Origin of the sequence: Nitrincola tibetensis, assembly GCF_003284585.1 — a bacterium.
In the GTDB taxonomy this organism is placed as follows: Bacteria; Pseudomonadota; Gammaproteobacteria; order Pseudomonadales; family Balneatricaceae; genus Nitrincola; species Nitrincola tibetensis.
This window is the reverse complement of sequence record NZ_QKRX01000008.1, coordinates 1-24,138: the sequence shown is the minus strand read 5'-3', so window position 1 is coordinate 24,138 and position 24,138 is coordinate 1. Positions and strand designations below refer to the sequence as shown.

At 45.4% G+C, this 24,138-nt stretch carries 23 protein-coding genes and 1 tRNA gene; 3 read left to right on the top strand and 21 right to left on the bottom strand.

Annotation, left to right across the window (positions count from 1 at the left end; all coding sequences use genetic code 11):
• Positions 1-9 precede the first annotated feature (9 nt).
• The 4 genes from csm3 to DN062_RS11405 all read right to left on the bottom strand — a co-directional run bounded on the left by csm3 (position 10) and on the right by DN062_RS11405 (position 5,257).
• Positions 10-723 (bottom strand): type III-A CRISPR-associated RAMP protein Csm3, encoded by a 714-nt coding sequence (csm3, locus tag DN062_RS11420; RefSeq protein ID WP_112159463.1) that lies wholly within the window; start codon positions 721-723, stop codon positions 10-12.
• Positions 724-760: 37 nt separating this feature from the next.
• Positions 761-1,180, bottom strand: a complete 420-nt coding sequence (csm2, locus tag DN062_RS11415) for a type III-A CRISPR-associated protein Csm2 (RefSeq protein WP_112159462.1) — start codon at positions 1,178-1,180, stop codon at positions 761-763.
• A gap of 15 nt (positions 1,181-1,195) precedes the next feature.
• Positions 1,196-3,850, bottom strand: a complete 2,655-nt coding sequence (gene cas10 / locus DN062_RS11410) for a type III-A CRISPR-associated protein Cas10/Csm1 (RefSeq protein ID WP_112159461.1) — start codon at positions 3,848-3,850, stop codon at positions 1,196-1,198.
• 348 nt (positions 3,851-4,198) lie between these two features.
• A complete protein-coding gene (locus tag DN062_RS11405) occupies positions 4,199-5,257 on the bottom strand; it encodes a porin (protein ID WP_162301291.1) in 1,059 nt (352 codons plus the stop codon).
• Positions 5,258-5,609: 352 nt separating this feature from the next.
• Here DN062_RS11405 and DN062_RS11400 point away from each other — a divergent pair, with 352 nt between their 5' ends.
• Positions 5,610-6,209, top strand: a complete 600-nt coding sequence (locus DN062_RS11400; RefSeq protein ID WP_036506957.1) for a TetR/AcrR family transcriptional regulator — start codon at positions 5,610-5,612, stop codon at positions 6,207-6,209.
• 92 nt (positions 6,210-6,301) lie between these two features.
• On the opposite strand, the gene DN062_RS11395 is transcribed toward DN062_RS11400, so the two are convergent.
• The 16 genes from DN062_RS11395 to DN062_RS11320 all read right to left on the bottom strand — a co-directional run bounded on the left by DN062_RS11395 (position 6,302) and on the right by DN062_RS11320 (position 20,954).
• On the bottom strand, positions 6,302-7,588 hold the full coding sequence (locus DN062_RS11395; RefSeq protein WP_112159459.1) for a TRAP transporter large permease: 1,287 nt from the start codon (positions 7,586-7,588) through the stop codon (positions 6,302-6,304).
• A 28-nt stretch (positions 7,589-7,616) separates the two neighbouring features.
• On the bottom strand, positions 7,617-8,096 hold the full coding sequence (locus DN062_RS11390; RefSeq protein WP_112159458.1) for a TRAP transporter small permease: 480 nt from the start codon (positions 8,094-8,096) through the stop codon (positions 7,617-7,619).
• A gap of 54 nt (positions 8,097-8,150) precedes the next feature.
• Positions 8,151-9,188, bottom strand: coding sequence for a TRAP transporter substrate-binding protein (locus tag DN062_RS11385; RefSeq protein WP_112159594.1), 1,038 nt, complete (start codon positions 9,186-9,188; stop codon positions 8,151-8,153).
• 225 nt (positions 9,189-9,413) lie between these two features.
• On the bottom strand, positions 9,414-10,406 hold the full coding sequence (locus DN062_RS11380; RefSeq protein WP_112159457.1) for an FAD-binding oxidoreductase: 993 nt from the start codon (positions 10,404-10,406) through the stop codon (positions 9,414-9,416).
• 2 nt (positions 10,407-10,408) lie between these two features.
• A complete protein-coding gene (dmpG, locus tag DN062_RS11375; protein ID WP_112159456.1) occupies positions 10,409-11,434 on the bottom strand; it encodes a 4-hydroxy-2-oxovalerate aldolase in 1,026 nt (341 codons plus the stop codon).
• 13 nt (positions 11,435-11,447) lie between these two features.
• Positions 11,448-12,359 (bottom strand): acetaldehyde dehydrogenase (acetylating), encoded by a 912-nt coding sequence (locus DN062_RS11370; RefSeq protein WP_112159455.1) that lies wholly within the window; start codon positions 12,357-12,359, stop codon positions 11,448-11,450.
• 15 nt (positions 12,360-12,374) lie between these two features.
• Complete coding sequence (locus DN062_RS11365; RefSeq protein ID WP_112159454.1) at positions 12,375-14,204, bottom strand: feruloyl-CoA synthase; 1,830 nt, start codon at positions 14,202-14,204, stop codon at positions 12,375-12,377.
• A gap of 32 nt (positions 14,205-14,236) precedes the next feature.
• Positions 14,237-15,016, bottom strand: coding sequence for a 2-keto-4-pentenoate hydratase (locus tag DN062_RS11360; protein ID WP_112159453.1), 780 nt, complete (start codon positions 15,014-15,016; stop codon positions 14,237-14,239).
• Positions 15,009-15,953, bottom strand: a complete 945-nt coding sequence (locus DN062_RS11355; RefSeq protein WP_112159452.1) for an NAD(P)H-dependent flavin oxidoreductase — start codon at positions 15,951-15,953, stop codon at positions 15,009-15,011. Before DN062_RS11355 ends, DN062_RS11360 begins: the two co-directional genes overlap by 8 nt.
• A gap of 12 nt (positions 15,954-15,965) precedes the next feature.
• The gene (gene hcaB, locus DN062_RS11350; protein WP_112159451.1) at positions 15,966-16,748 is read right to left on the bottom strand and encodes a 3-(cis-5,6-dihydroxycyclohexa-1,3-dien-1-yl)propanoate dehydrogenase; all 783 of its coding nucleotides are present in this window, start codon (positions 16,746-16,748) and stop codon (positions 15,966-15,968) included.
• Between the two features lie 7 nt (positions 16,749-16,755).
• Positions 16,756-17,295, bottom strand: a complete 540-nt coding sequence (locus DN062_RS11345) for a 3-phenylpropionate/cinnamic acid dioxygenase subunit beta (protein ID WP_112159450.1) — start codon at positions 17,293-17,295, stop codon at positions 16,756-16,758.
• Positions 17,295-18,641, bottom strand: a complete 1,347-nt coding sequence (locus DN062_RS11340) for an aromatic ring-hydroxylating oxygenase subunit alpha (RefSeq protein ID WP_112159449.1) — start codon at positions 18,639-18,641, stop codon at positions 17,295-17,297. Before DN062_RS11340 ends, DN062_RS11345 begins: the two co-directional genes overlap by 1 nt.
• An 11-nt stretch (positions 18,642-18,652) precedes the next feature.
• Positions 18,653-18,991, bottom strand: coding sequence for a non-heme iron oxygenase ferredoxin subunit (locus DN062_RS11335; RefSeq protein WP_112159448.1), 339 nt, complete (start codon positions 18,989-18,991; stop codon positions 18,653-18,655).
• Positions 18,992-18,999: 8 nt separating this feature from the next.
• Positions 19,000-19,842 carry a DODA-type extradiol aromatic ring-opening family dioxygenase gene (locus DN062_RS11330; RefSeq protein WP_112159447.1) on the bottom strand — a complete coding sequence of 281 codons (843 nt, stop codon included), beginning with the start codon at positions 19,840-19,842 and terminating at the stop codon, positions 19,000-19,002.
• 4 nt (positions 19,843-19,846) lie between these two features.
• Positions 19,847-20,131: an extradiol ring-cleavage dioxygenase gene (locus DN062_RS11325; protein ID WP_112159446.1), complete on the bottom strand. Its 285-nt coding sequence runs from the start codon at positions 20,129-20,131 to the stop codon at positions 19,847-19,849.
• Positions 20,132-20,135: 4 nt separating this feature from the next.
• Positions 20,136-20,954 carry an alpha/beta fold hydrolase gene (locus DN062_RS11320; protein ID WP_112159445.1) on the bottom strand — a complete coding sequence of 273 codons (819 nt, stop codon included), beginning with the start codon at positions 20,952-20,954 and terminating at the stop codon, positions 20,136-20,138.
• A gap of 308 nt (positions 20,955-21,262) precedes the next feature.
• Here DN062_RS11320 and DN062_RS11315 point away from each other — a divergent pair, with 308 nt between their 5' ends.
• Together DN062_RS11315 and DN062_RS11310 are read left to right on the top strand one after the other, a co-directional pair.
• On the top strand, positions 21,263-21,961 hold the full coding sequence (locus DN062_RS11315; protein WP_112159444.1) for a dienelactone hydrolase family protein: 699 nt from the start codon (positions 21,263-21,265) through the stop codon (positions 21,959-21,961).
• 152 nt (positions 21,962-22,113) lie between these two features.
• A complete protein-coding gene (locus DN062_RS11310; protein WP_112159443.1) occupies positions 22,114-23,793 on the top strand; it encodes a methyl-accepting chemotaxis protein in 1,680 nt (559 codons plus the stop codon).
• Between the two features lie 268 nt (positions 23,794-24,061).
• Here the strand turns inward: DN062_RS11310 and DN062_RS11305 are convergent.
• A tRNA-Glu gene (locus DN062_RS11305) sits at positions 24,062-24,137 on the bottom strand.
• Position 24,138: the final 1 nt, after the last annotated feature.

Here is a 24,138-nt window from a genome sequence, read left to right as displayed (position 1 = left end):
AAGTCTCCTTTACGCAAAAGGATCTATAGCCACAAAACGATCTTGTAAGCTAACACCGTCAAGACTGAGCTCTTTAAAGCAAATTTTCCCGTAACCTCGTGAGCCTGAACCGCCAAGGCCATCCAACTCAATCAACTTTAGCCCCGCCAACAACGTATCAATTAAGGACTCTTGATCATCTTTCAGTTTTTTAACACTCAACCGAAAGTCAAAAAGAGCGCCTGCAGGCACACGTTCAGTTTGACGCGGGTGCTCTGCAACACCACGAATACGATCAATCATGTTTTCTGTTTTGGCTTCAGTGAGCATATCATTTTGAGCACGACGTTCATCTAACCAATCGCTGTTTAAATTACAATCCCAAAAGGACACTCGTGTTGGCCCTATGCGTTGTGCAAGTTCACCTTCATTATCACCAGAAAGACCAAAGAGTTGTGCAATCAATTCTGCACGCTGCAGTTTTTCACCACTCAGTTTCTTGAGGACCTGAACAGAAACAGGTTTACCATTTGTATCGCCCACCACGCCTGCTCTCCATTCCAACAGTGAGCGAATCTTGCCTTTCAAACTACTGCCAGGAATATAGGGCTGTTGCGTGAATGGGTGTTTGATCACGCTATTGTCAATACCACCAATGTGCATTTCACCTGTACTGCCGCCAATATGTAGGCCAGTTAAAAGCTCAAGTTTGGCTTCAATTGTTAAGATATTAGTTAGTTGCATCACACTATTCCTTAAGTCGGTTAAATACTACACACTGTTACTTTTCGCCATAGACTTTGTAAAAGCCCATGAATGCCTCAAGAAAAAGCTTACAGTTACGCAATGTTTCCTTGTCTTTTATTTGGTTCAGACAGTGACGAATTAACTGAAAGTAGTTTTCATCAACGAGATCCCGGCCTTTGGCATAAGCGACCTTCGCATTTATCATTCGAATTAGGGGTAACTGTTGGTTAAATTCGATATCCGTTGCTTGACGAAGACGCTGCTCCCACATGACCAACTCATCGTAGAAACCTCTGAGCTGAGAAGCCTTATTTACACCTCGCTTTGCCGGGTTAGCAATGGTTTTTGCCGTAGATTCTGCTAGTGTGTCGTAAAGCTCTGCCGATGGAGTCACCAAAATAATAGGTGTTAAGTTTATACTGGCAGTTCGGTTTTGATTTGATTGATAACTCATAGTAATTCCCTCAGATTAATCCCTATTCAAATAGAGCTGCGTTGTCAAAGCGATGAGATAAGCATGATCAAACTTCTGAATACCGTTCGCGCCTATAACCGTCACTATGTCATCACACAATGCTCGACGCGAAGCTGCATCACGTGATTTTTCTAGATGTCGCCACGCGCGATAATTGAGTCTAGAGCGCCACATTCCAGATTCAGGTTTCGTCTTATCTCCAGCTAAACGAGTTAAATCCAGCAAACTGTAGACGAACCCAGTTGATAATTGAGCTCGCTCTATTAACTTCTCAAGTTGATCGGAGGCGTCAGCTAATGCCCAAAAATCAGCCCAACTTACTGCTTGACCAAAGCAGCTAATCGCATTTTTACGTTGGCCTTGTTTGTCTTGATAACTCTTTGCCTGCTCTAAAGCCTCTTCCCCCATACGCGCGAGTGTGGGCACTGGCGAACCTGGCTTCGCTACAACAACACCTGCTGAAAAATTGATTTCAGGGTTGTTCGCAACATAACGCGCAAAATCCTGACGCAGCTCGCGTGACAGTTGCATAATACTGTGCCACGGACCGATCAAAAAAAAGTCATCGCCCCCTGCAAAAACGGTATAGGTATTTGGATAACGACTACGACATACCCAAGGCAACCACGTTGAGAAAAAGGCGTTCATTTGGCGAGACAAAGCCGCCATTTTTGCAAACGTCGGCTTTTCTAACCCCTTTTGAAATATTGCACCAAGATCATCAACATCGCCTTTGAGTATGCCGATACCTTCAACTCCCACCCACTCCCCTTCACGATCAAGTGGTTTGCGATCTTCGCAAGCAATATGCCCAAACTCCTTTAGCTCTCCAACTTCTGGAGGGCTTTTATCTTCGTGTTTGCCATAACGACCTTCGGCGTAAACGTCTGCTTGATTGAAAGTAGGTACATAACCATTGATAGCACGGCGTGCATAACCATTCCAAAGGGCTGACTTTCCGTCTTTAGGTAAAGCAAAATCAAATAATCGACGTAAATTGCCCGAAGCCACTTCGGCACCAAACATACCGGAGGCGTCCTCGTGACTCGTAAGATGGAGGTGATAGCCAAACAACGCTAAACGCAAGGAGCCTACCCCTTTCAGACGACTTTTGGTTATTGCTAAACGCTCGCGCTTACCCGCAATCATTTCACCGATTTGTATCTGATCGGCCGCAAGTGGGCTTAGCGGCACATCACCTGATTCGCTACCTGGTCCCCAACCTGTAATTGCACATACCTTTCCACCTGCATTGGCTATAGTATCCAGATAGTTTGTAAAAACAGGGGCTGCTGGATTGTCTGCACATAAATTGAAGGCTTGATACTTTCGTGTTTCAAGCTCAGCAAATAGCCTTTTCATCAATGCACTAAAGCCTGACTGCCCTTGTTTTTCAACAAAGTCGTTACAACAAGCTGATGTCCAAGCCAGCCCTAAACCCGACTGACCAAAACTTTGATTTAAAAACCACTCATCAATTTCGGTTTGAATAATACTGAGTTTCTCTAAGTTTTCCGGCGTATTTGGCGCTACGATTAAAAACTTACCCGCAGCATTGGTAACTTGTGATGTTGATGGAAGATCTAACGCCTCAAGAATTTTAAGTGCCGCACACTCAGTAATTAAGGAAACATAGAGCGAGCGACCTCTCAGCAATTTTGCAGCGCGCTTACGCGTGTCGCTTCCGTTAGCAAAGATAAAGGATTGAACACCGAAAAAATCACCCTGAATCAGTAGCAGCTTGTGTTCATCCCAATCATTACGCAAACGCATCGCATCTCTTGCTTTCGTTAGGTCATGATTTTGATCAGCATGATATCGCCACAACGCCGTAGCCAATGCAGCAGTGGTATGAGAGTGATCATAAAGAGACACATCCGGCTTTGTAGCCTTCACCGTTGCCGAAGGAATAGCATGTGTAAAGGTTTGCCATGCACTATCAAAGTGATCTAGCCACAGGGATAAGCGAGTCCTATGACTTGGCGCTATTTGCGTTAGTGCTTGCAGAAAATCTTGCCAAAGATCTGCATACTCAGCTTGCGCTGCTTTATTATCTGCCCCTTCACATTGCTTTCTAGCAACAGGAAAAAGCCCCTCAGGCGACATAGGCTTAAGTGGAAGTCGATATTGATAATTCCCTAAACTCAATGGGGCCGACGCAGTTAAACGGATGCTCTCAAATAAACTGAGCTGTCGGGTTTGATAATGATTCAAACCCGTATCCGTAATATCATCGCTATCATTGTAGCGTTCAAAGGCTTCGCGCTCAAAACCCGAGGCAACCCTATCTGCAGTGGCAATAATCCATTGTAAAAAAGTATCTGGGCGATGGTGACAAGCGGCTGCATTCACCAATGAGTCCACCACATCGGGTTTTAAACTGCTACCGAAGGGTGAAAAATCCGTGCCTTTTAATGCGGGAAGATCTTTCTCTATCTCATTAAATGCTAAAGCTGTATAAGCAGCATGAATATGGGTGTAATGAAAAAGACCGCTTTTGAGCTCTTTTCGAGCACAATAAAGTTGTTTATGGATCTCAAGCGATTCTGCATCGATTGGAATACGTGCCCTTTCGGCAAACTTACCGAGATCATGTAAAAATGCCGCCAAAGCAACTCTTGATGAAGCCTCTAATCGTAATTCTGACATGGATTTCTCCTTCCTTAGGATGCGTCAGAGTGAAGTGAGTTTTTCAAAAAAACAACAATGCCACACTTATCAACTGATTTGAAACACAAAAGTTTTTGAAACAATGTTTTTTTGCGGTGTATCAACAATTTTGAGAGATGGAAAAAAGAGATGATGTTGCTTGAGCTTTCTTAAAACCTTACTCTTGACACACAAAAGGCTTCACACAGGAAGCCTTTGGGTCAAAACAAATGCCAATCAATTGCACGCCTCAAGCAGAAGGGGATACCTGAGATCACGCCAGCGCAATGATTGATTTTGCTTCAAACATCAGTTTTCATCATTTGATTTCCAACCAAAATCAAATCATTAAAACTGCAAACGGTACGTCAAATACGCTGTGTCATTTCCTCCAACAATTGGAAACAGAGCACGCTCATCGTTGTATTGCTTGTAACTGTTGGTATTGCTCACAGCAGCATCATTGTAGTTAACGTATCCGATGGCAATCACAGCATTACCGAGACGGCGATGCAGTTCTACAGATGTGGAGCGCTCACGGTCAGCTTGGTCTTGTTTAGTTGTGGCAAAGCCAACCGATGCGCCATAGCCGTTAAGTTCATATCCTGCGTTCAAGGCATAGCCTTTGTCTGTTAAATTGCGAACCTTATCTTTTGACTGCTCGTATTTAGCAGCAAATCTAAAATTATTTAAACGGTAACGCGCAGCCACACCCCATAAATGGGCGTCAACACCATAGACGCCTTGCGCATCTTTGCCAGACTTAACCGCACCGTAAGCAGTCGCAAGTGTTAAATTCTGAAGTGTGTACTTAACCCCTAGGTTATACCCATCAATTTCATTGTCTTTTTGAGTGGATGCTGGGCCTGCAAACACATTGCCCGAGGTTTCTCCCGCAAACACACCGACGACCATTGCTTCTAAGCCATTCAGATTAGGAGAGATATAACCAATCGAATTCGAAACACGACGGTCGGCACGGAACCCTGTTCTGGGATCACTTCCATTCGCAACATAGCCAACATCTAGCCCGGTTGGCAACGCCGACATAGCAAACTCGTTAACATTACCGACATAAGCGTAAGTCGGATGATCAAACTTACCTCCCATCAAGGTGCCCCAATCTCCTTTAGCACCGACATGAGCATAACGCCCTCCCCCCAATGCGCCAGTGTTAAGGCTTAAACCTTGTTCCCAATTAAAAATCCCTTTGGTGTTTTCCAACCCTAAATCAACCGTGCCCCGAATACCGATGCGGCTTGCATAGTCATCTAACACTGCGGAACGATCATCTGTTTTGAACATCCCTAAACGGAAGGATCCATAAAGCGTTGCGTCCGCATAACTTAAACTGGGAATGAGTGCAGCCAAAGCGACCGTGAGACAGGATTTATGTATTGGTTTCATGTTAACTACCATCTTTTTAGATTTATTGATCAGCATTTAAACTTAACTGGATAAGGCATTTACAGGTCGATCAATTTGATCAGCAATAGAACTTATCAACAGTTGCTAAAATCTAACATACAGATTTGTATTTTACAAACAGATATGTATGTTTTGAATTGAATAATTATTCAAAAACATGAACAATTCTATGATTAAAATAGAATTATAATTGAAAATTGAAATTAAAATGATAAAAATGCAACGTACAGATAAGAACTTATTGCATTTCACTCAAGACAGTTAACTTGACCGCAAGCCAATGCTATGATGCTATGCAATATCAACTAGGACAGGTATCAGAAACATCGCTATGGCATCTCAACGGCTTTCTCGTAACGACTGGATCAATGCGGCAATGAATGTGCTCTCTACAGGAGGGATCGACATGGTTCGTGTTGACAATCTTGCTAAAGAGTTAAAAATTACGCGCGGCAGCTTTTATTATCACTTTGAAAGTCGACAGGACTTACTCAAGGGTATCCTTGACCGTTGGCGCCTTAAAGCCACAGAGGCAGTTATTGCCGGCCTTAAGAAGAAGTCACTCTCAAGCAAGGAGCAACTTGTTGAGCTAATGTTGTTGCCACTCAAGGGCGACAAATCCTTTGAAGCCGCTTCTATCGAGATTTCTTTGCGCGCCTGGGCAAGGCGAGACGACATGGCAAGAGCCGCCGTTGACGAAGTTGACCGATACCGAATAGCCTTCATTGAGCAATTATTTGTCGATCTTGCCCACCCAGCAGAGCAAGCCAACGATCTTGCCTACTTGGTCTACTCGTATATGATTGCCACGTCCTTGCTTCACCCAAATGATTCACTGAGCAATCAGAATGCACGCGCTAAGCGACTGTCTGACTTTTTAAGCGACAACTGCCCTTTGCTTGATTGCCGTTTTCGTCCTCATGCACACTAACCTCTGCTACTCCTAGCGCTTCCTTATAAAAAAACCCGCATCAGCGGGTTAAAGGCAGGGCTAGAAGAACACCTAGATAAGCAAGCTCATAATCACATGAGCTCAACCAAGAACAGAGATAAGCCCGGCACTAGGATGATAAGTGCCAAACGAAATATATCCGCTATTAAAAATGGAAATACACCTTTAAAGATCACCTTAAGATCTACATCTGGAACGACTGACTTTAAAACAAAGACATTTAAACCAACGGGCGGTGTTATTAAACTAATCTCAGTTGCAACCACCACAATAATGCCAAACCAAATCAGGTCCATCCCCATGCCCGACACGATTGGATAAAACACAGGTACCGTCAGTAGCAGCATCGAAATCGATTCCAACACCGCACCTAAAATAAAGTAAATTAGGATAATGACCATAATCACACCTAACAGACTTAAATTTAACCCCTCAATCCAATTAACGATGTGAAAGGGCAAATTCGACACGTTCACAAGGTTCGCAAAAATCAATGATCCAATGAGGATTGCCACCAACGCGACTGTCGTTGCAGCTGAATCTTCAACGGCATCACGAAGTTTCTTCCACGTAAAGCGACCACGAATCATGGTAATGGCGATCGCTCCGACAGAACCGACCCCCGCGGCCTCGGTCGGTGAAAAGAAACCAAAATAAATACCACCAAGGACCAAGATAATTAATAACGAAAAGGCCCAGAGCTGTCTAAGCGCTAAAAGTTTTTCTCGAAAAGGGACTTCCTCTGAGCCTGCTGCACTGTCTTTCTTAACATGAACAACATACAAAACGGCCGCGATATAAAATAAAACGCCGAGAATGCCCGGAATCACGCCAGCAACAAAGAGCTTGCCGATGTCGGTTTCTGTAATGATTCCGTAGAACACCAGCGCGATAGACGGTGGAATCAGGATTCCCAATGTACCACCCGCCGCAATTGAGCCAGTGGCCAAGCCATCACTATAGCCATACTTTTTCATTGACGGATAAGCAATACGCGTCATCGTTGCCGCTGTCGCAAAACTTGAACCGCAAAAGGTACTAAAACCACCAGACGCCCCAATGGTAGTGATCGCCAAACCGCCTTTAAAGTGCCCAACGAGTGCATGAGTCGCGTTGTATAATTCTTCAGCCAACCCTGAACGGCTAATAATATTCCCCATCAAGATAAACAAAGGAATCACAGCAAATTCATAAGAAAGCACCGTTTCGGTTCCTATCATTCCCAGTTGACTAAAGGCAGCCCCCCAGCCCTGATAATAGGCTAACCCACAAACACCAACCACTCCTGTGGCGATTGCGATGGGAATACGTAAGAACAACATGACCAGTAACACAGCAAACGCGATTGACATCACCATTTGTTTTACCTCAATTCAAATAAACCAATTATTCTTTTATATCACTCGGCGAGTCAGGAAAGGTGACCAATAAACTTGTGAGTGCAATTGCCGATAAAACCGACATAACCGCTAAAACTGTCCATTTTTCAATTCCGAGAAACATAAATATTTCTCCGAAGTTTTTAGACTCAACCGTTTGCTGATAAATCATGATGACCAAGGCTGTAAAAAATACGATTTCAACTAAATAGGATAACCAAGAAATAAACTGCCCTGCTCTTCCATAAAAGATCTTTTCCAATAGATCAATTCGAATATGTTTTCGCTTTTTGTGCACGTGGTACAGTCCTGCATAAAATGAAATGGCAAGGCATATTCCAACCACTTCGTATGCAAATCCCAGTGGGCTGTTTAATACCACACGACCAAAAACATCAATAAAGGTAACGCCCGCCATGACAATCAAAGCTAAAAGTGAAATTTTTGCGCACAGGTATTCTAAAAAGCTTAAAAACGACATTTTCATGGTAACCTCAAACAGAAAAGACGTGCTCTACGAAGGGCAGAGCACGGAGCTGGCTTAGTTTGAAAGCGCTTCAATCTGCTCTTCGTAGAATTGAATCAGCGCACTGCCATCAAGGCCTGCAGCACTGGCTTTTTCTAACCAAGCTTCACGAATAGGCTGAAAAGCAGCATCTATCGCTGTATTAAGGTCATCACCAGAGACAATATAATTATCACCCAGGTTCGCTTTTAACTGCTCTCGAGCTTTCAGGTCGTTTTCGTGCCATAAACCACCCATGCGAACAGCCAATGCTTCACCAGAGATAGCGGTTATCGCTTCGCGATCTCGCTCACTGATAGCATTCCACTTATCTTTATTCATGATGATAAAGGTACTATTTGTGAAAATCCCGCCTGGAATCTGAGTAATATGACTCACATAATTATCGACTTTAAAGCCCGTTAAAAGCTCATCAGATAAGGTAGTACCATCAATAATGCCGCGAGATAAGAACTCTCGTAATTCTGACAAGGAGCCTGAGATAGGAACTGCACCTAGAGTACGAAGCGCATCACCGACGACATTCGTTTGCACGCGAATTTTTTTACCACGTAAATCACCCGGCGTTTTGACTTGATCGCGACGCATGTGCAAATTACCACCGGAGGTTACATGAACAGCCAAGGTATGAACGTCACTGTGCATACCCGCATCTGACAAGTATTGTTCAAATAAGCGCTGATAGGCCGCCGAACTGATACCTGCATCTTCGTTCATGAACGGAAATTCGACCATTTCGGTCAATGGAAAGGCGCCAGGGTTGTAGCCATGCGGTCCCCAGGCAATATCGGCAACACCACTGACAACCGATTGGTAGTTACGTGCAGGAGGGGCTAAAGGCTTAGCAGAAGCCTGAACTTTTACGCGCCCCTCGGTTACCTGCTCGATTTCTTCAAAATACTTGTACAACCCCTCCGCTTGAGACCAGTGTTGCGATGGAAACCACTGATTGTAACGCAAGGTCACGGTATCTGAGGCAATGCTTGTTGTCGCAAAAAGGATGCCTGACAGAACCACACCCAATTTGATTAGTTTATTTTTTGGCTTATTCATATGCTGCAACTCCACATGTTTATTATTATTACTGTTTTTAAAAATTAACATACACTACTGTACTTTACAATAATGATTCGGCATCGTTAACTGGTCTTTTGTCTAACAAAGCATTGAAATATGGTTAATATCTCGGTACTTTCTTTCGAAAAAAGACACAGAAGTTAGTTTTAATACTGAATACACATCTGATAACAAACAGTTATGTATCCTAAGGGCAAATTTTCACACAAAAGCATCCGCGAAAAAGGAGTCCTGCTTCAATCCGCACGACTCGACAAAATCCTTCTTGGCCGATTCAATCACAATCGGTGCGCCACAGGCATAGACTTGATAGTCTGAAAGATCCTGACAATCGTCCATCACAGCCCTATGCACAAACCCTCTTCGTCCTACCCAGTCACTGGACACCTCATCCGATAGCACAGGCGTATAATCGAACCAAGGATGTGCCGCTTGCCATTGCTGACAAAGTTCGTTGTGGTAAAGATCCTGCAAACGCCGCCCTCCCCAATACAAATGGACTGGGCGCGTATTCTCTCGCTCAATCAATTGCTCCATCAGGGCTTTAATCGGTGCAAAGCCTGTCCCACTTGCCAGCAATATCATAGGGCTATCGGATTCCCTCAAATAAAAACTACCAAACGGACCTTCCAACGTGACCCTGTTTTTAACCTGTAACTCATCAAAGATGTAAGGCGTTGCCTGTCCGTCGTTCACTCGTCGGATGTGAAGCTCAATGCGACCGTCATCGGCCGAACGCTTAGCCATCGAATAGCTTCGCGTCACCCCCGTGGCAAGTGTCAAATCCACATACTGCCCTGGCAAGTAGTTAAATTGTGTACCCGGCGCCAGCATACACTCTAAAATGACCACATCGTCTGCAACTTGATCTTTGCCCATTATGCGTCCAATCACTTTTTGAATGCTAATGCCTTCAAACTCAGTGACTTCTGGTGCATCGATCACTAGATCTGTCGTTGCGCGTGCTTGGCACGTGAGCAGTGTTTCCCCATTTTGATCAGTACTGGACAGTTCAAGGCCGTCTGGATAGACAACTTGCCCTGAGATTAAGGGTGTGCGGCAGTCTCCACATCGACCATCCCGGCATCCGTGCTTGAGCATAATGCCTGCTTTTAAGGCGGCATCTAAAACACTTCCGGATGCGTCTGCTTCAAAGTGTTTTCCAACCGGCTGTATCTCAACATGATAGGTCATCGTCAGGCCTGCTTTGCTTTTGCCATGGTCAGTGCTAAATCTTCAATCATGTCTTCTTGCCCACCGACGGTGCCGCGTCGGCCAAGCTCCACCAGAATATCGCGTGCACTCACGCCATATTTCTTTTCAGCACGCTGAGCAAAAAGTAAGAAGGAGCTATACACGCCGGCATAGCCAAGCGTTAAGGAGTCACGATCAACCCGTATCGGTTGATCCATCATCGGTACGACTAAATCTTCAGCCACATCCATTATCTTATAAAGATCAATGCCTGTTTCAGCGCCCATGCGATTTAAAACGGCAACTAAAATTTCTAAGGGCGTATTCCCTGCTCCCGCACCAAGACCTGCAACCGAGCCATCAATACGGACGGCACCTGCCTCTATCGCTGCCAAGGAGTTCGCAATGGCCATGCCCATGTTGTGATGCCCGTGAAAGCCTATTTCTATTTCAGTGGGTAACTCTGCCCGCAACAAGCCAATTTTTGCACTCACTTCATCTGGGAGCATGTAACCTGCGGAGTCTGTGCAATAAATACAATTTGCACCGTAACTCACCATTAACTTAGCTTGCTCAAGCACTTTTTCGGGTGTAATCATGTGTGCCATCATTAAAAAACCGACGGTATCCATGCCCATTTTTGCCGCCATGCCAATGTGCTGCTGAGAAACATCGGCTTCGGTACAATGGGTCGCAACACGTATAGTGTGCACGCCGCAATCTCGCGCCATTTTGAGGTGGTCAACGGTACCGATACCCGGTAAGAGCAAGGCCGAAATTTTAGCCTGCTTCATGTGTGGCACAACGGCCTTTAAATAGGCTTCATCTGTATGGGCTGGAAAGCCATAGTTAACCGATGCACCACCAAGGCCATCGCCATGTGTGACTTCGATCAAAGGCATCCCCGCCGCATCCATCGCAGACGCAACAGAGACCATTTGTTCAAGGCTGATTTGGTGCCTTTTTGCATGCATACCGTCGCGCAAACTCATATCGTGCAAGGTGACTTGCTTACCTTCTAAATTCATATCATTTCTCCTGTTAACCACGAGCCGGTAGTGTAATGCTGCCTTCTGCAGCCTCTTGTGCGAACATTTCAGCTGTTCGCAGCGCAGCGGCTGTCATAATGTCTAGGTTGCCTGCATATTTAGGTAAGAAATCACCAAGACCTTCGACTTCCATGAACATGGACACGCGATTTCCATCAAACACCGGCCCGTTGACCAATCGATACCCCGGTACATATTTCTGTACCTCTTTAACCATGGCATGCACAGACTCAGTAATGGCATTTTGATCCGGTTCGGATTCAGTTAAACAATGCACGGTATCCCGCATCATTAAGGGTGGCTCAGCCGGGTTAATAATAATGATGGCTTTACCTTGTTTAGCGCCGCCCACTTTTTCAACGGCCCCTGCCGTGGTTCGGGTAAACTCATCAATATTGACACGCGTCCCCGGCCCCACTGAGCGTGAGGACACCGTCGCGATAATTTCGCCATAAGCAACGGGCTGAACCTTTGAAACAGCGGCCACCATCGGGATCGTCGCTTGACCGCCACAGGTCACCATGTTGACATTCATTTCTAGGTTTTTGGCATGGTCCATCAAGTTGACAGGTGGAATGCAAAACGGACCAATTGCCGCTGGCGTTAAATCGATCATAATTACGCCAAGTTCATTCAATTTGCGACTATTTTCAGCATGTACATAAGCAGATGTGGCATCGAAAGCGACACGAATATCGTCTTCAACAATATGCGACAAGATGCCATCCACTCCTTCTGCACAGATTTTAATACCCATTTCTTTCGCACGCTTCAGACCTTCGGACTCTGGATCTATTCCCACCATCCAGACAGGCTCGACCCATTCTGAACGCTGCATTTTCATAAGAAGATCCGTGCCGATGTTTCCTGGACCTATGATCACCGCTTTAAGTTTATTGCTCATTTTTCACTCACTTATTTACAAAAGACTAATCAGGCTTTCATGGCCTTTTTCATCGTACAGACGCTGAACATCCGCACAGCGGGTTTCTAAGAGTTTGCGCTGATTCAAATTTCCTTTATCTGTGATTTCGCCCAAATCAATAGAAGGTGGTGCATCCAGAAGGCTTAATAAGCAAGCGCGTTGAGATGAACCTTTTGCTTGCTTGGCCATGCTTTCCAACGCGTCTTTCAACGCCGAACGCACGGAGGGTAAGGACATCAATTCAGTCCCTGTTAAACGGGATTGCGCGTCATCAGCTAAACGACGTAAAGCTTCACCTGGAAACGCGAGCAGACCTATATGATCACGATCATGCCCCGTGACAACAACATCCGACACCATTGACCCAAAGTGCTTGTGAACCAAGTCCCGAACCGACGCCACACAGACCCAGGTTCCTGTACTTAATTTAAAGTCTTCTGAAACGCGTCCATCAAAAATAATCCCTTCTGATGGGTTTTCGGGATTTGCCAAGCGCCCCGCATCGCCTATTCGATAGTAACCAAGCTCATCGAAGGCTTGCTTCGTAATATCAGGATCGTCGAGGTACTCGGTAAAGACGATTGGGCCCTTGATTCTCAGCTCCAACTTTGAACCGTTTGGCACAAATCGCATTGACATACCCGGCATCGGAATTCCGATATTGCCAGGCTTGTCGAGATACCAATGCACATTTGTAATGGCGGGTGCTGTTTCAGTCGCCCCCCACTCCGTTGTGAAGAACACCTCATGTCCAGTCTCTGCACACATCGACTTAAGCTCATCCCAAACGGGCTTAGATAACGCAGCGCCTGCGTAAAACAGCAGGGTTAAGCTGGAGAAAAAGATATTTTTGAGCTCATCATCCTGACGCAAATGCTCGAGAATCGCTTCATAGCCTTTAGGGACATTGAAAAACAAATTGGGCTTGATCTCTTTGAAATTACGAAGCGTCGTTTCAATTAAACCCGGCACTGGCTTGCCCGCATCTATATAGAGCGATCCACCATTGCGCAAAACCAAATTAAAGTTGTGATTGGTACCAAAGGTATGGCTCCAAGGCAGCCAGTCCAGGACTCTGGGTACCTGTGTCTCAACAAAAGGCCAGCACTGAGCAATCATCTGCTGGTTTGAACACATCATACGCTGAGTGTTCACCACCACTTTCGGATGCCCTGTTGAGCCAGAGGTCAACATATACTTAGCATGAGTGTCTGGGGTGACATTTGAAAAGCGTGTGTCAACTTCATCGCTTGGAGACAACTTAAGCAAGCTTTCCAAAAGGATCGCGTTTGACAAGGCGTCATGCCCACGCGATACAATCTTCACCGCAATACCGTCACACGCATTCAGTGCCGCTTGGAATAAAGCTCCATCTTCCGCAAATACCGCCGCAGGCTTCAGACGCTCAACGATTCCAAGCAAACGCTCATGCGATTTAGACATTAATGAATAGGCCACAGAGACAGATGTCACCGGAATACCTATGTACATCGCTGCCATTTTCATTAAGGCATGATCAACTGAGTTCCCTGAGATGATCATTAAGGGCCGACCTGCAGGCAGATTGAGATCAATCAACCCTTGCGCAATTGAACGCACTGTATTACGAAACTCTTTGTAGCTTAGCGAGCGCCAGTCATCCCCTGCACGCTCAGCAATATAGAGTTGTTCTGGGCGCTTTTTTGCCCATTTTTCAAGCCAATCGCCTACGCAGCGATCGAAGGACTGAAGAGGATTTGCAGATTCAACGACAAAGGAGCCGTCGCCTAACTCACGCTTAATCGCAGATGGCGTAGGCATCTGAGCATAGACAGTTGTACCCATATCAATAACCTTTATTATTGTTGTCTTATGTTTTATTCAGCAACCAGTGTTAAAACATCCAACCCTTTAAAGTCAAATCGAATTTCATCTCCAGGATGAATCGCCACCATAGGTGCCATTGCCCCGGACAACACAAGTTGGCCGGCTTTGATGGGAGTCCCCAGTTCGGCCATCTTGCGTGCCAACCACAAGGCAGCGTAAAGTGGATTACCAAGACAGGCCGCTCCCACTCCCTCGATCTCACCATTGTCGGTATGAATCGTTAGACGTAAATCCGCAAAGTTTGTATTTCGGGGATCGAAGGTCTTCGCGCCTAACATATACAAGGCGGAAGAGGCATTATCGGCAACAGTATCAACCAGTGTAATCTTCCAGTCTTTCACCACCGAGTCGACGATTTCGATCACAGGCACAAAAAAATCGATGGACGCCAATAGCTCAGCAAAGGTTAAATCGACCTCCAGCAGATCACGCTTAAACACAAAGCCTATTTCGCCTTCTGCTTTCGGGGATATAAGCCCCTGAGTTTTAACCCTATCCTGTCCGCATAACTCCATATCCGAGAACAAAACGCCAAAATCAGGCTCATTGACCCCTAACTGCTGCTGTACGGCTTTAGACGTGAGGCCTATTTTGTAACCAACAAGGCGCTTTCCTGCGTTGAGATGATGTGCATTGACGCGCGATTGAATCGCATAGGCATCCGCAACATTAAGCTCAGGGTAACGCGCTGAAAATGGAGAAACGGCGACGGCACGAGCGCGAGCGTCAAGAATTTCAGTGGCTAATTGGTGATATAAAGCATCAGACATTTTTTAAGTACTCGCTGGAAAGGTCGTTAAGTGTTTTCATGGCTGCGCGGTATTCATGGCACAGCGACTCGACAATACTTGCCGTCGATTCAACCTGTGCAATACTCCCCGCACCTTGTCCTGCGGACCACACGTCTTTCCAAGCTTTATTCGCGGTTGAGATATTGCCGGAGAAATCTATCTTGGCCGTAGATGCTGAAGCTGGATTAATGTTGGCCATTTCGAGACTGCCTTTCATCCAATTCGCAGGCACACCACTGACGGATGTCGTCTCTATAATGTCTTCAATATGAGAGCTAACCAACATGGCTTTATATTCATCACTGGCAAAACTTTCTTTTGCTGCAATGAAACGCGTCCCAGCCACAACAAAATCGGCTCCTGCCACTTGCATCGCTAAAATATCGCGACCATGAGAAATACAGCCAGCAACCCCTAACGGACCATCCCAGAACTCACGCACTTCTTGAATAAAGGCTAAGGGGTTGTATTTACCTGTATGACCGCCTGCACCGCTCACGACCAGAATCAAGCCATCCACTCCCGCTTTCACGGCTTTTTTAGCCAATGCAGGGGAAATCACATCAGCGATTACTTCACCACCGTAGCTTTTCACAACATCCATCACACGTGCTGGAGATCCTAAAGCGGTTGACACAACCGAGGGTTGGTATTTTCGAACCAATTCGATTTCTGCATCAAATCGATCATAGGTTGAATGCACAATCATATTGAGCAACCAAGGTAAACGGTGCGGATTCAAACGCTCACTAATTTGAGCCAACCAACCATCAAGTATGTCTGGGTTACGAGCATTGGGCGCTGGCAAACTGCCTATCAGACCGCTTTCTGAACTTGCAATGACCAATTCAGGTGACGATACCAAAAACATGGGTGCAACGATCATTGGCAGTTTTATTGTTTTAATCACGTTCATTTCGACATTCCTCTAGCGGGCGATCCAGCCACCATCACTGTGAATGACACATCCTGTTGTCATAGGAGATTGTTCATTTGACGCTAGGAGCACATAAAGCGATGCATGATCAGCAGGTGCTGCGATGCGCTTTAAGGGCACCGCTTGCGCTGCTTTTTCATGGAAGCCTTCGATATGATTAAGGGGCTGCGACTTGCGCGAAACGCCTTCAACCGACTTCATTGCAGTATCAGTAGCACCAGGTGAAACACCATTGACACGAATTTCCGGTGCTAATTCGTAGGCCAGTTGCTTAATCAACCCAACCACGGCATGTTTAGACGTAACATAAAGAACACCGCCACCTCCTGGGTAAAACCCAGAGTTAGACACCGTCAACACGATATTCCCCTGACTGGCTTTTAAAGCATCTAATGAAGCCTTCACACCGTTCATATAGCCCAGTACGTTGACTCGAAAAAGCCGGTCAAAACTGCTGGCCAACTGCTCAGGCTGAATACGGCTTAAGGAAGCAAAGTAATCAAAAATAGCGGCATTGCCAATAAAGGTATCCAGCTGACCAAAACGCTGCAGTGCTAACTCCACTGCCTTCTGATTGTCTTCATAGGAAGTCACATCCCCACAAACGGTACAGATTTGATCCGGATATTGAGCCTGAAGCAACTCAAGCTTCTCTTGATTCATATCTAAAACCGCAACACAGGCCCCCTCTTGGATAAAGCGTTCGACAACAGCCAGCCCTATCCCATCAGCGCCCCCGGAGATGAATGCAACTTTGGATTCCAATGCGCTCATAATTCACTCACAAGAAAGTATTGATGTTTTTACAACTGAGCGTTGCGTTTGGAATCAAGATCAGACGCTTTAAGAGCTTCAAGCCAGACTCTGTTCTGATCAAGGTGTCATAACGACGCCCATAAATCACATATTCTTCGTCCAATCCACGGCTGCGAATACTGGTAAAGGTTGAGTAAACCTCATAGGTATTTGGCGCTTGTGCAACAAAGGCTTCGACATTGCTAACATGATGCACATTGCGTGTCGCGGGGTTCTCTGCCCAAGCAGAGGGTTGACGAAAACGAGCCACCCGACGCTGTAAGTCACGCAGGCTATCATCAAAATACGCCATATGATCTTTATCGTAGAAACCTTGCTTCAATGGATTCTCGCGGCGGCGGTTTTCAATACCCGGCATCCAATAATGAATGTCTTCATGGATAAGCCCTAACCACTCCTCAAAGCGCTCTTCATCTAGAAGACGCGCTTCTTTATTCAGGAAAGCCGCCACTTCAAAAAATACATCCTGCGATACACTCTCTAACGCTGCTGATTTAGTAAACATTATTCCGCCTCCACTTTGCCTTTGTTTCTGTTGGGGACTTCAGACCAAGTGTGAGCACTTAAGAGATCATACCAATACTGATAGAAGGCTCTTGAATTGGCTTCGTTGAGTTGCCCTTGGTAGACATTGCCCGGTAAGCGGGTCTCTTCCATGAAGGTATCCATGCCCAATCCGACATACAAATCTTGCTTAGCAGTGACTCGGCCTTTGGCTGTTTTCGTGCAGTACTCCCAGTTTTCACCATCGTCCATTTCAAAGACGCCGGTTGGTGAAAAGGTCATCATTGCGCCTTTACGCCACATTTCTTTGATTTCGTCTGGTGCTGATTTATTGACAACAACCCAAGTGAACAACTCTATTTTATTCGGCCCTCTTGGCTGCCAAACACGAACCGTATTCTGACCCGGCAAGAAAGAAAAGTTAGGGAAAATCGTGCAAGAGGAAACCGACGCAATCATATTGGAGCGGAAATCGCCCAAACGTTCAGCGACAGACGGTTTAATGGTGTGAATATAGCGATTAAGCTTACTTTCCCCTAGAACCGCGACATTTCCGACCGTATCCAATGCAAACTCGTAGCCATGGCCATTCCAGTTCACAGAGTAGGACTCATCAAAATCACTCACCTTCGCAACCGAACCACCAAGCATCGCTCTTGCCGCTGAGTCATGAGTCCATCCGGCGTGCAGAATATCCCCTACAAAGTTTTCAGCTGCGATTTTCCAGTTGCACTCATAAGTGGAACGTATGCAGCCGCCGACAAATTCAGTCCCCCCTTCTTGGTTATCAAATAAGGCATCTAAGTACCAAGTCATAGGACCTAGGTATTCTTGTAAACTCGGACTTTCTGGGTCAAATGTTGCAAAGACCAGACCCTTATAAGTGTCTACTTTTGCAACCTCGCGCAGCCCCCATTTCGATTTATCGAAATCGCTGGCCTCATAAATACCAGATTCGTGCTGTCCGACCAGATTCCCTGCGGTATCAAACGACCAACCGTGGTAATTGCAAATAAACCCCCGTGTCGATCCAGATTCCGAAAAGCACACTTTATTGCCTCGGTGAGGGCATGCATTTAAAAAGACTTTAATTGACCCATCTTTCTGACGAACCACAATGACTTCATCCTCACCCATGGTTGTCGTGATGTAATCACCCGTCTTAACCAATTGAGATTCATGGGCAACAAACAGCCAGCATCGTGCAAAAATCTTCTCCAACTCTTGCTCATAAATCGCTTGGCTGTAAAAAATTTCGCCAGCAATTCGTCCTTCGTCCAGATCGCAAACTTGCTTCAAATTGTCTAAGCGTTCAGTGACATCTAAGGTTTTTATAATATTGCTCATTCAATCGCTCCTCAGCCTTTTGCAATCATATTGACGTCGACTTCGACCAACGCATAAATCTCGTCATTTTCGACTTCAACGGGATAGGTGCGCAGATCTATCTCACAAGGAAACCCTTGCGCCTTTCCGGTTGGAATATGGAATTGCCCCCAATGAACGGGACATACAATCATGTCGTCTTCAATATCCCCATCCGCTAAAGAAGCGGTGGCATGTGTACAGAGATCAGCCGTGGCGTAAACCTGACCACCGAGGTTATAAACAGCAATATCACCATGGGCTTTATTCTCGATTTTTTTAACCTGGTTCTCGGCCAACTCCGAGAGCTTGCATAGATATACCTTTTCCATGTTTGCACTCACTCCACGCTTAATTCTATAAAGCCCAAACCTGTCACCCATTGCGGCACTGGCTGGTATTCAATTAAATGACCACGCTTGGCATCTATTGCGGTCATCGCGCAGATAAAGTTGCGAATTTCCATGGCACCGTTGCCGCCATTTTCTAAAACCATGTCATCGGTTAAAGCGGCAAGCGCGTCAACCTGCATCGAACAGCAGTATTCAATCACTTGCCGATCAAATGCTTCATTGACGCGGCCAGACTCTTTAGTCCCTACCCAATGACTAATGCCACCACTGCCGATAACGGCCACTTTCTCAGCATCCGGAAACTGCGTGATTGCACTGTTCAAATGACGTCCTAACTCAATGCATCGCTCTTTTGTGATAAAGGGATCGACCGCACTGGCAATATAAATAGGAATCGCTTTAATGGTCTGGCCTTTAATTTCAGACGCGCGCTTTACGATCAACTGATAGGGAATTGAAAAAGAATGGTCTGTTGTAAAGGAACGTGCCTCTGCCCAATCAAATCCTGATGCCTTACCTGTGTTCGAAATGAACCGAGCCAAGGCTTCATTATTCGGTATCTCTTCTTTCTTTAAACCGGGCAATTGATCCAAAGGACCTTCGGTATGCCCTGTTGCAATACAGTATTGAGGCAAACAGGTTGTTCCAAACAACATATAATGATCATTACCAATAATAATGACGGTAGAAGCATCCAGTTCGGCAAGGCGCTTTGCACAGGTCTCGTATGCATCCCAGACAGCTTTCGCTTGCTCAGCAGGAGGTGCATCGGGTGCAACAAACATCACCGGATCATGAGGGACAAGAAAGCCACCAACTATTTCTGCCATGGGATCACCCTTTAATTGAAGCGGAATACTGGGCTTCTGAACCCAGCTTTTTGTTATAAGAAGACATGCGACGATCAGGAGACATTTCGATCCAGTACCCCATCGTGAGCATTGGGTTCACACCCATTTCTTGCATTTTTTTCACATCAAAACTCAGGATCATTTCCACATCCTCTGGCGCGAGTGGAAATCGACTAAGGTACTTTTCTGGATCCTCTTTAAACTTGGACTTAGAAAAGCGGTCCACTGAAAGGCTCCACAAAATGCGCTCCAACACATCACGTTTCATAACATCACTCGCCAATAAAGTTAAAAACTTGCTGCAAAAACTTTGCACGCTGCTCTGTTTGAACCCAATGACCACACTGTCCAAACACAAACAAATCACTGTTGGGTATGTTCGCTAGAAGTGTTAATCCGCATTGCATCGGGACAACGCCATCCTCACGACCGTGAAGAATCAAAGTTGGTGCTTGAACATTTTTGAGTGCTTTTTCTGGGAAGCCCTTAACAGGGGTATCACCTTCCTCATTCGGTTTAGGCAAGAGTTTTCGTAACGCATCTTGTGCACCCGGACGAGCGCTGGCTTCATATCGTGACTGAACCAATGCATCTGTAATCAGCGCTTTGTTGTAAGGAAACAGCTCCATCAAGGCGCGCATATTGTCAACTGATGGCTCGTACAACCAAGCACCAGCTAGTCCTTTTGTTTGAGTAAAGGTTCCAGCAGGTGTTCCTAATAAAACCAATTTATCCAAACGCTCGGGATTAAAGAGAGCAAGACCAATCCCCATCGCCCCACCAAAGGAGTTACCAATCAAAGAGGCCTTGTCGATGCCGACTGCATCCATGAACTCCACTAGATGGTTGACCCAGAATTTAATGTCGTAATGCGTCTCTTCTTTAAACTCGGTAAAACCAAAGCCCGCAATATCAGGGACAACCACTCGATAGCGTGTCGCGAGCTCACCCATTACGCCCGCCCAATTTGTCCATCCTGAAACACCTGGCCCGGAGCCGTGCAGTAATAGCAATGCAGGACCGGTACCCACTTCAAAGTACGCAGTATTGTGTCCTGCTGCCTGTACAAATTTACGATCTGACTCTTGCATTGCTTAAACCTCAAAAACATACAGTAGTGTATTTTTATTCTAGGTCTGTTTAACAAGATCTGTCAATAGAAATGGCTTAGTTTTTATAGGAGGATTTATTGGCCTAAATGCTCTAGAATAAAATAAAAATAATTATTTAAATTCAAATACTTAACTATTAAAATAATTATTTCAAGGAGAAGAAATTCAATATTTAAAACTTGATATAGACTAGACCTTGGTCTAGCATTGATTACAAAAAGAACAAAAGCTTACCTAAAAAGAAAAATATAGATACACTTTTGTATCTTTAATTTCAGGAGAAAGCCATGACGAAAATCATCACACAGACCATCGACAACCTAAAATTCTCACACCAATACGTACACGCAACAAACACAAAGACCCCAAAAACCCTTTTGCTCTATCCAACCTGGGCTGGAATTACGGAGTTTGAACAAAAAACGGCTCATAAAATGGCCGACCTAGGATGGAATGTTTGGATTATTGATGTATTTGGGCAAGATACGGATTTATCAGATTTAGACAATCGTCGCCGCGCAATGAACAAAATACTGAGCGATTACGAACAACTACAGAAAAGACTTCGTGCATTTGCTAAGTTTGCCTTACAGCAGGATGAGAATTCAGGCTACGCCAGTGTTATGGGGTATTGCCTTGGTGGTTTGTGCGCTATTCAGAGCACTTTATGGGTAGAGGAAGTGATACAAGGTGTTAGCTTACATGGTTTATTAAACTTCCCCAAACCTGCAATTTCTTTACAGAATAAATCTCTGCTAATCCTTAATGGCGCTTCCGATCCTATGGTCTCCATAGATGACATTGCACACATACGGGACTACCTAAATACAATGAACATCGATTGGACATTCGTGGATTTAGGTCACGCGATGCATTCCTTTGCAATACCCGATGCGAACTCTCCAGAGAGAGGTGTTGCCTATCTCTTATCAGCCGATAGAAAAAGCTGGTATTACCTTGTGAGCTTTCTAAATACACAAAAATAGGTTTGAGTTCTAAACGAATCTGATCAATCAAACATCCACATAAAGGTGCAAACCCCTTATCATTTGGTCTATGATCAATCCAACCAGTCATTCAGCTACAATCGGCTGGTTGCATAAGTATCGATTTATAAAACAATTACAAAGGTTTCATTATGCCAAAAATACGCTTAACCACTTTACTGGCAGCTAGCTTCTCTGGTGTTGCGATCGTACTACTTGTCGTGGGTTTTTTAGGAATACGAGCCGAGCTCAGCATGAGCAAAGATATTGCCAATATCGGAGAGGTTCGCCTTCAATCAGTGGCTTTGCTCAATCAACTGAATGTAGAGCGGCTGCGTATTCACACTCAAACATTGGATGTACTGAGATACACTGTGTATTCTGATCAAGCTAAGACCACGCTTAAAGAAGTCCTTGAGGTTCGCCAAAAATCTTGGGACAAGATCAATCATTTGGTGAACCAATACGAACGCATTCCAAAAACCACACAGCAAGAACAGCAAGACTTCGATCAACTGCAATTGCTCATTAGTGTCTGGCGACAACATTATGAAACTTTAGAAGCTCGTATGCAGTCCATGGTTTTAGCCAACTCACAACGTGACTATTTATCGCCCTACTTGGAATATAGAGAGTCCTATAATGCCATGCTACCAGCATCAAGGGCGCTTGGTGATTTACTAGACAATCTATCAGAGCAAAATCTAAGCATCGCCAATACAACCGTCGAGAATGCAACCAGCAGCGCCAAGAACGCAATTTTACTTACCTCTATTATCGTGGCATTTGGCTTTATCATTTCGCTAATAGCAGGCCTGACCATTACTCGTTACGTGATGCGCCTAATCGGAGGGGAGCCCTCTGAGGTTAATGACATTGTGCGCCGAGTTGCAGCTGGCGACTTAACCGCTAAAATCCAACTTAAAGCAGGTGATAATACAAGCCTACTGGCCGCTTTTGCATCAATGGTGATCACTTTGCGCAGCATAATGAGCGAAATAACTCAGGCTGCGTTACACGTCACTGCTGCTGCTGAGGAACTTTCCAGCTCAAGTGCTCAAACCAATGCACAAGTTCAACTACAACAATCTGAAATGACCCAAGTCGCAACTGCGATGAACGAAATGGCAGCCACCGTTTCCGATGTTGCTAAAAATGCAACCGCAGCAGCCAGTGCAGCCAATGCCTCCCGCAATGAGGCAGACAAAGGCATGAAAATTGTGTCGGATGTAGTAAGTGCCATTAACACCCTAGCCAGCAATATCGAGCAAGCCTCGCAGAGCATGGCTGGCCTCGTTAAAGACAGTGAACAAATTGGCAGCGTACTTGAGGTGATTCAGTCCATTGCTGAACAAACCAATCTACTTGCGCTCAATGCTGCGATTGAAGCCGCACGTGCAGGTGATCAGGGTCGTGGGTTTGCGGTTGTTGCCGATGAGGTGAGATCATTGGCCAGCCGCACTCAATCATCCACCGAAGATATTCACAAACGCATTGGCCAACTTCAACACAGCTCAGGCTCTGCAGCGACGCTTATGCAAGCAAGTAAACACCAAGGCGAGCAAACCGTTGTTCAAGCAAATCAAGCCGGAGAAGCTTTGCAAGCCATTACAGCAGCCGTCATGACGATAGACAGCATGAATGCACAAATTGCAACAGCAGCCGAACAACAATCGTCCGTCGCCGAAGAAATCAATCAAAACATCAACAATGTTTCGCAGTCAATTGAGGAAACAGCTTCTGCTGCTTCGCAAGTAACAGCAGCCAGCCAAGAGCTTGCCAGCCTGTCTGCCCAGCTTCAACAAAGCGTCCAGCAGTTCAAGCTGAACTAGCCTAGTGCATATGGAAAAATAGTGATCGATTGGAGTGATCGTCATCGCCTCAATCGACACAGCAATTCAAACAAACGAAATATGAAGCAGAACTAACGAATTAACAGTTAGAGCGATGCACAAACAAAGGCAATACGGAATAAATAAAGGAGTAAAGGAGTAAAGGAGTAAAAGATATACAGAGGATTAAAAATGAAAGTCAAGCTTATTTGAAAGTTTGATTTGATAGAATGCAATAAATGAGTATTTAGAACTAAAGACAAGTAAATGGCGTCCCATAGGGGGTTCGAACCCCTGTTACCGCCGTGAAAGGGCGGTGTCCTAGGCCACTAGACGAATGGGACG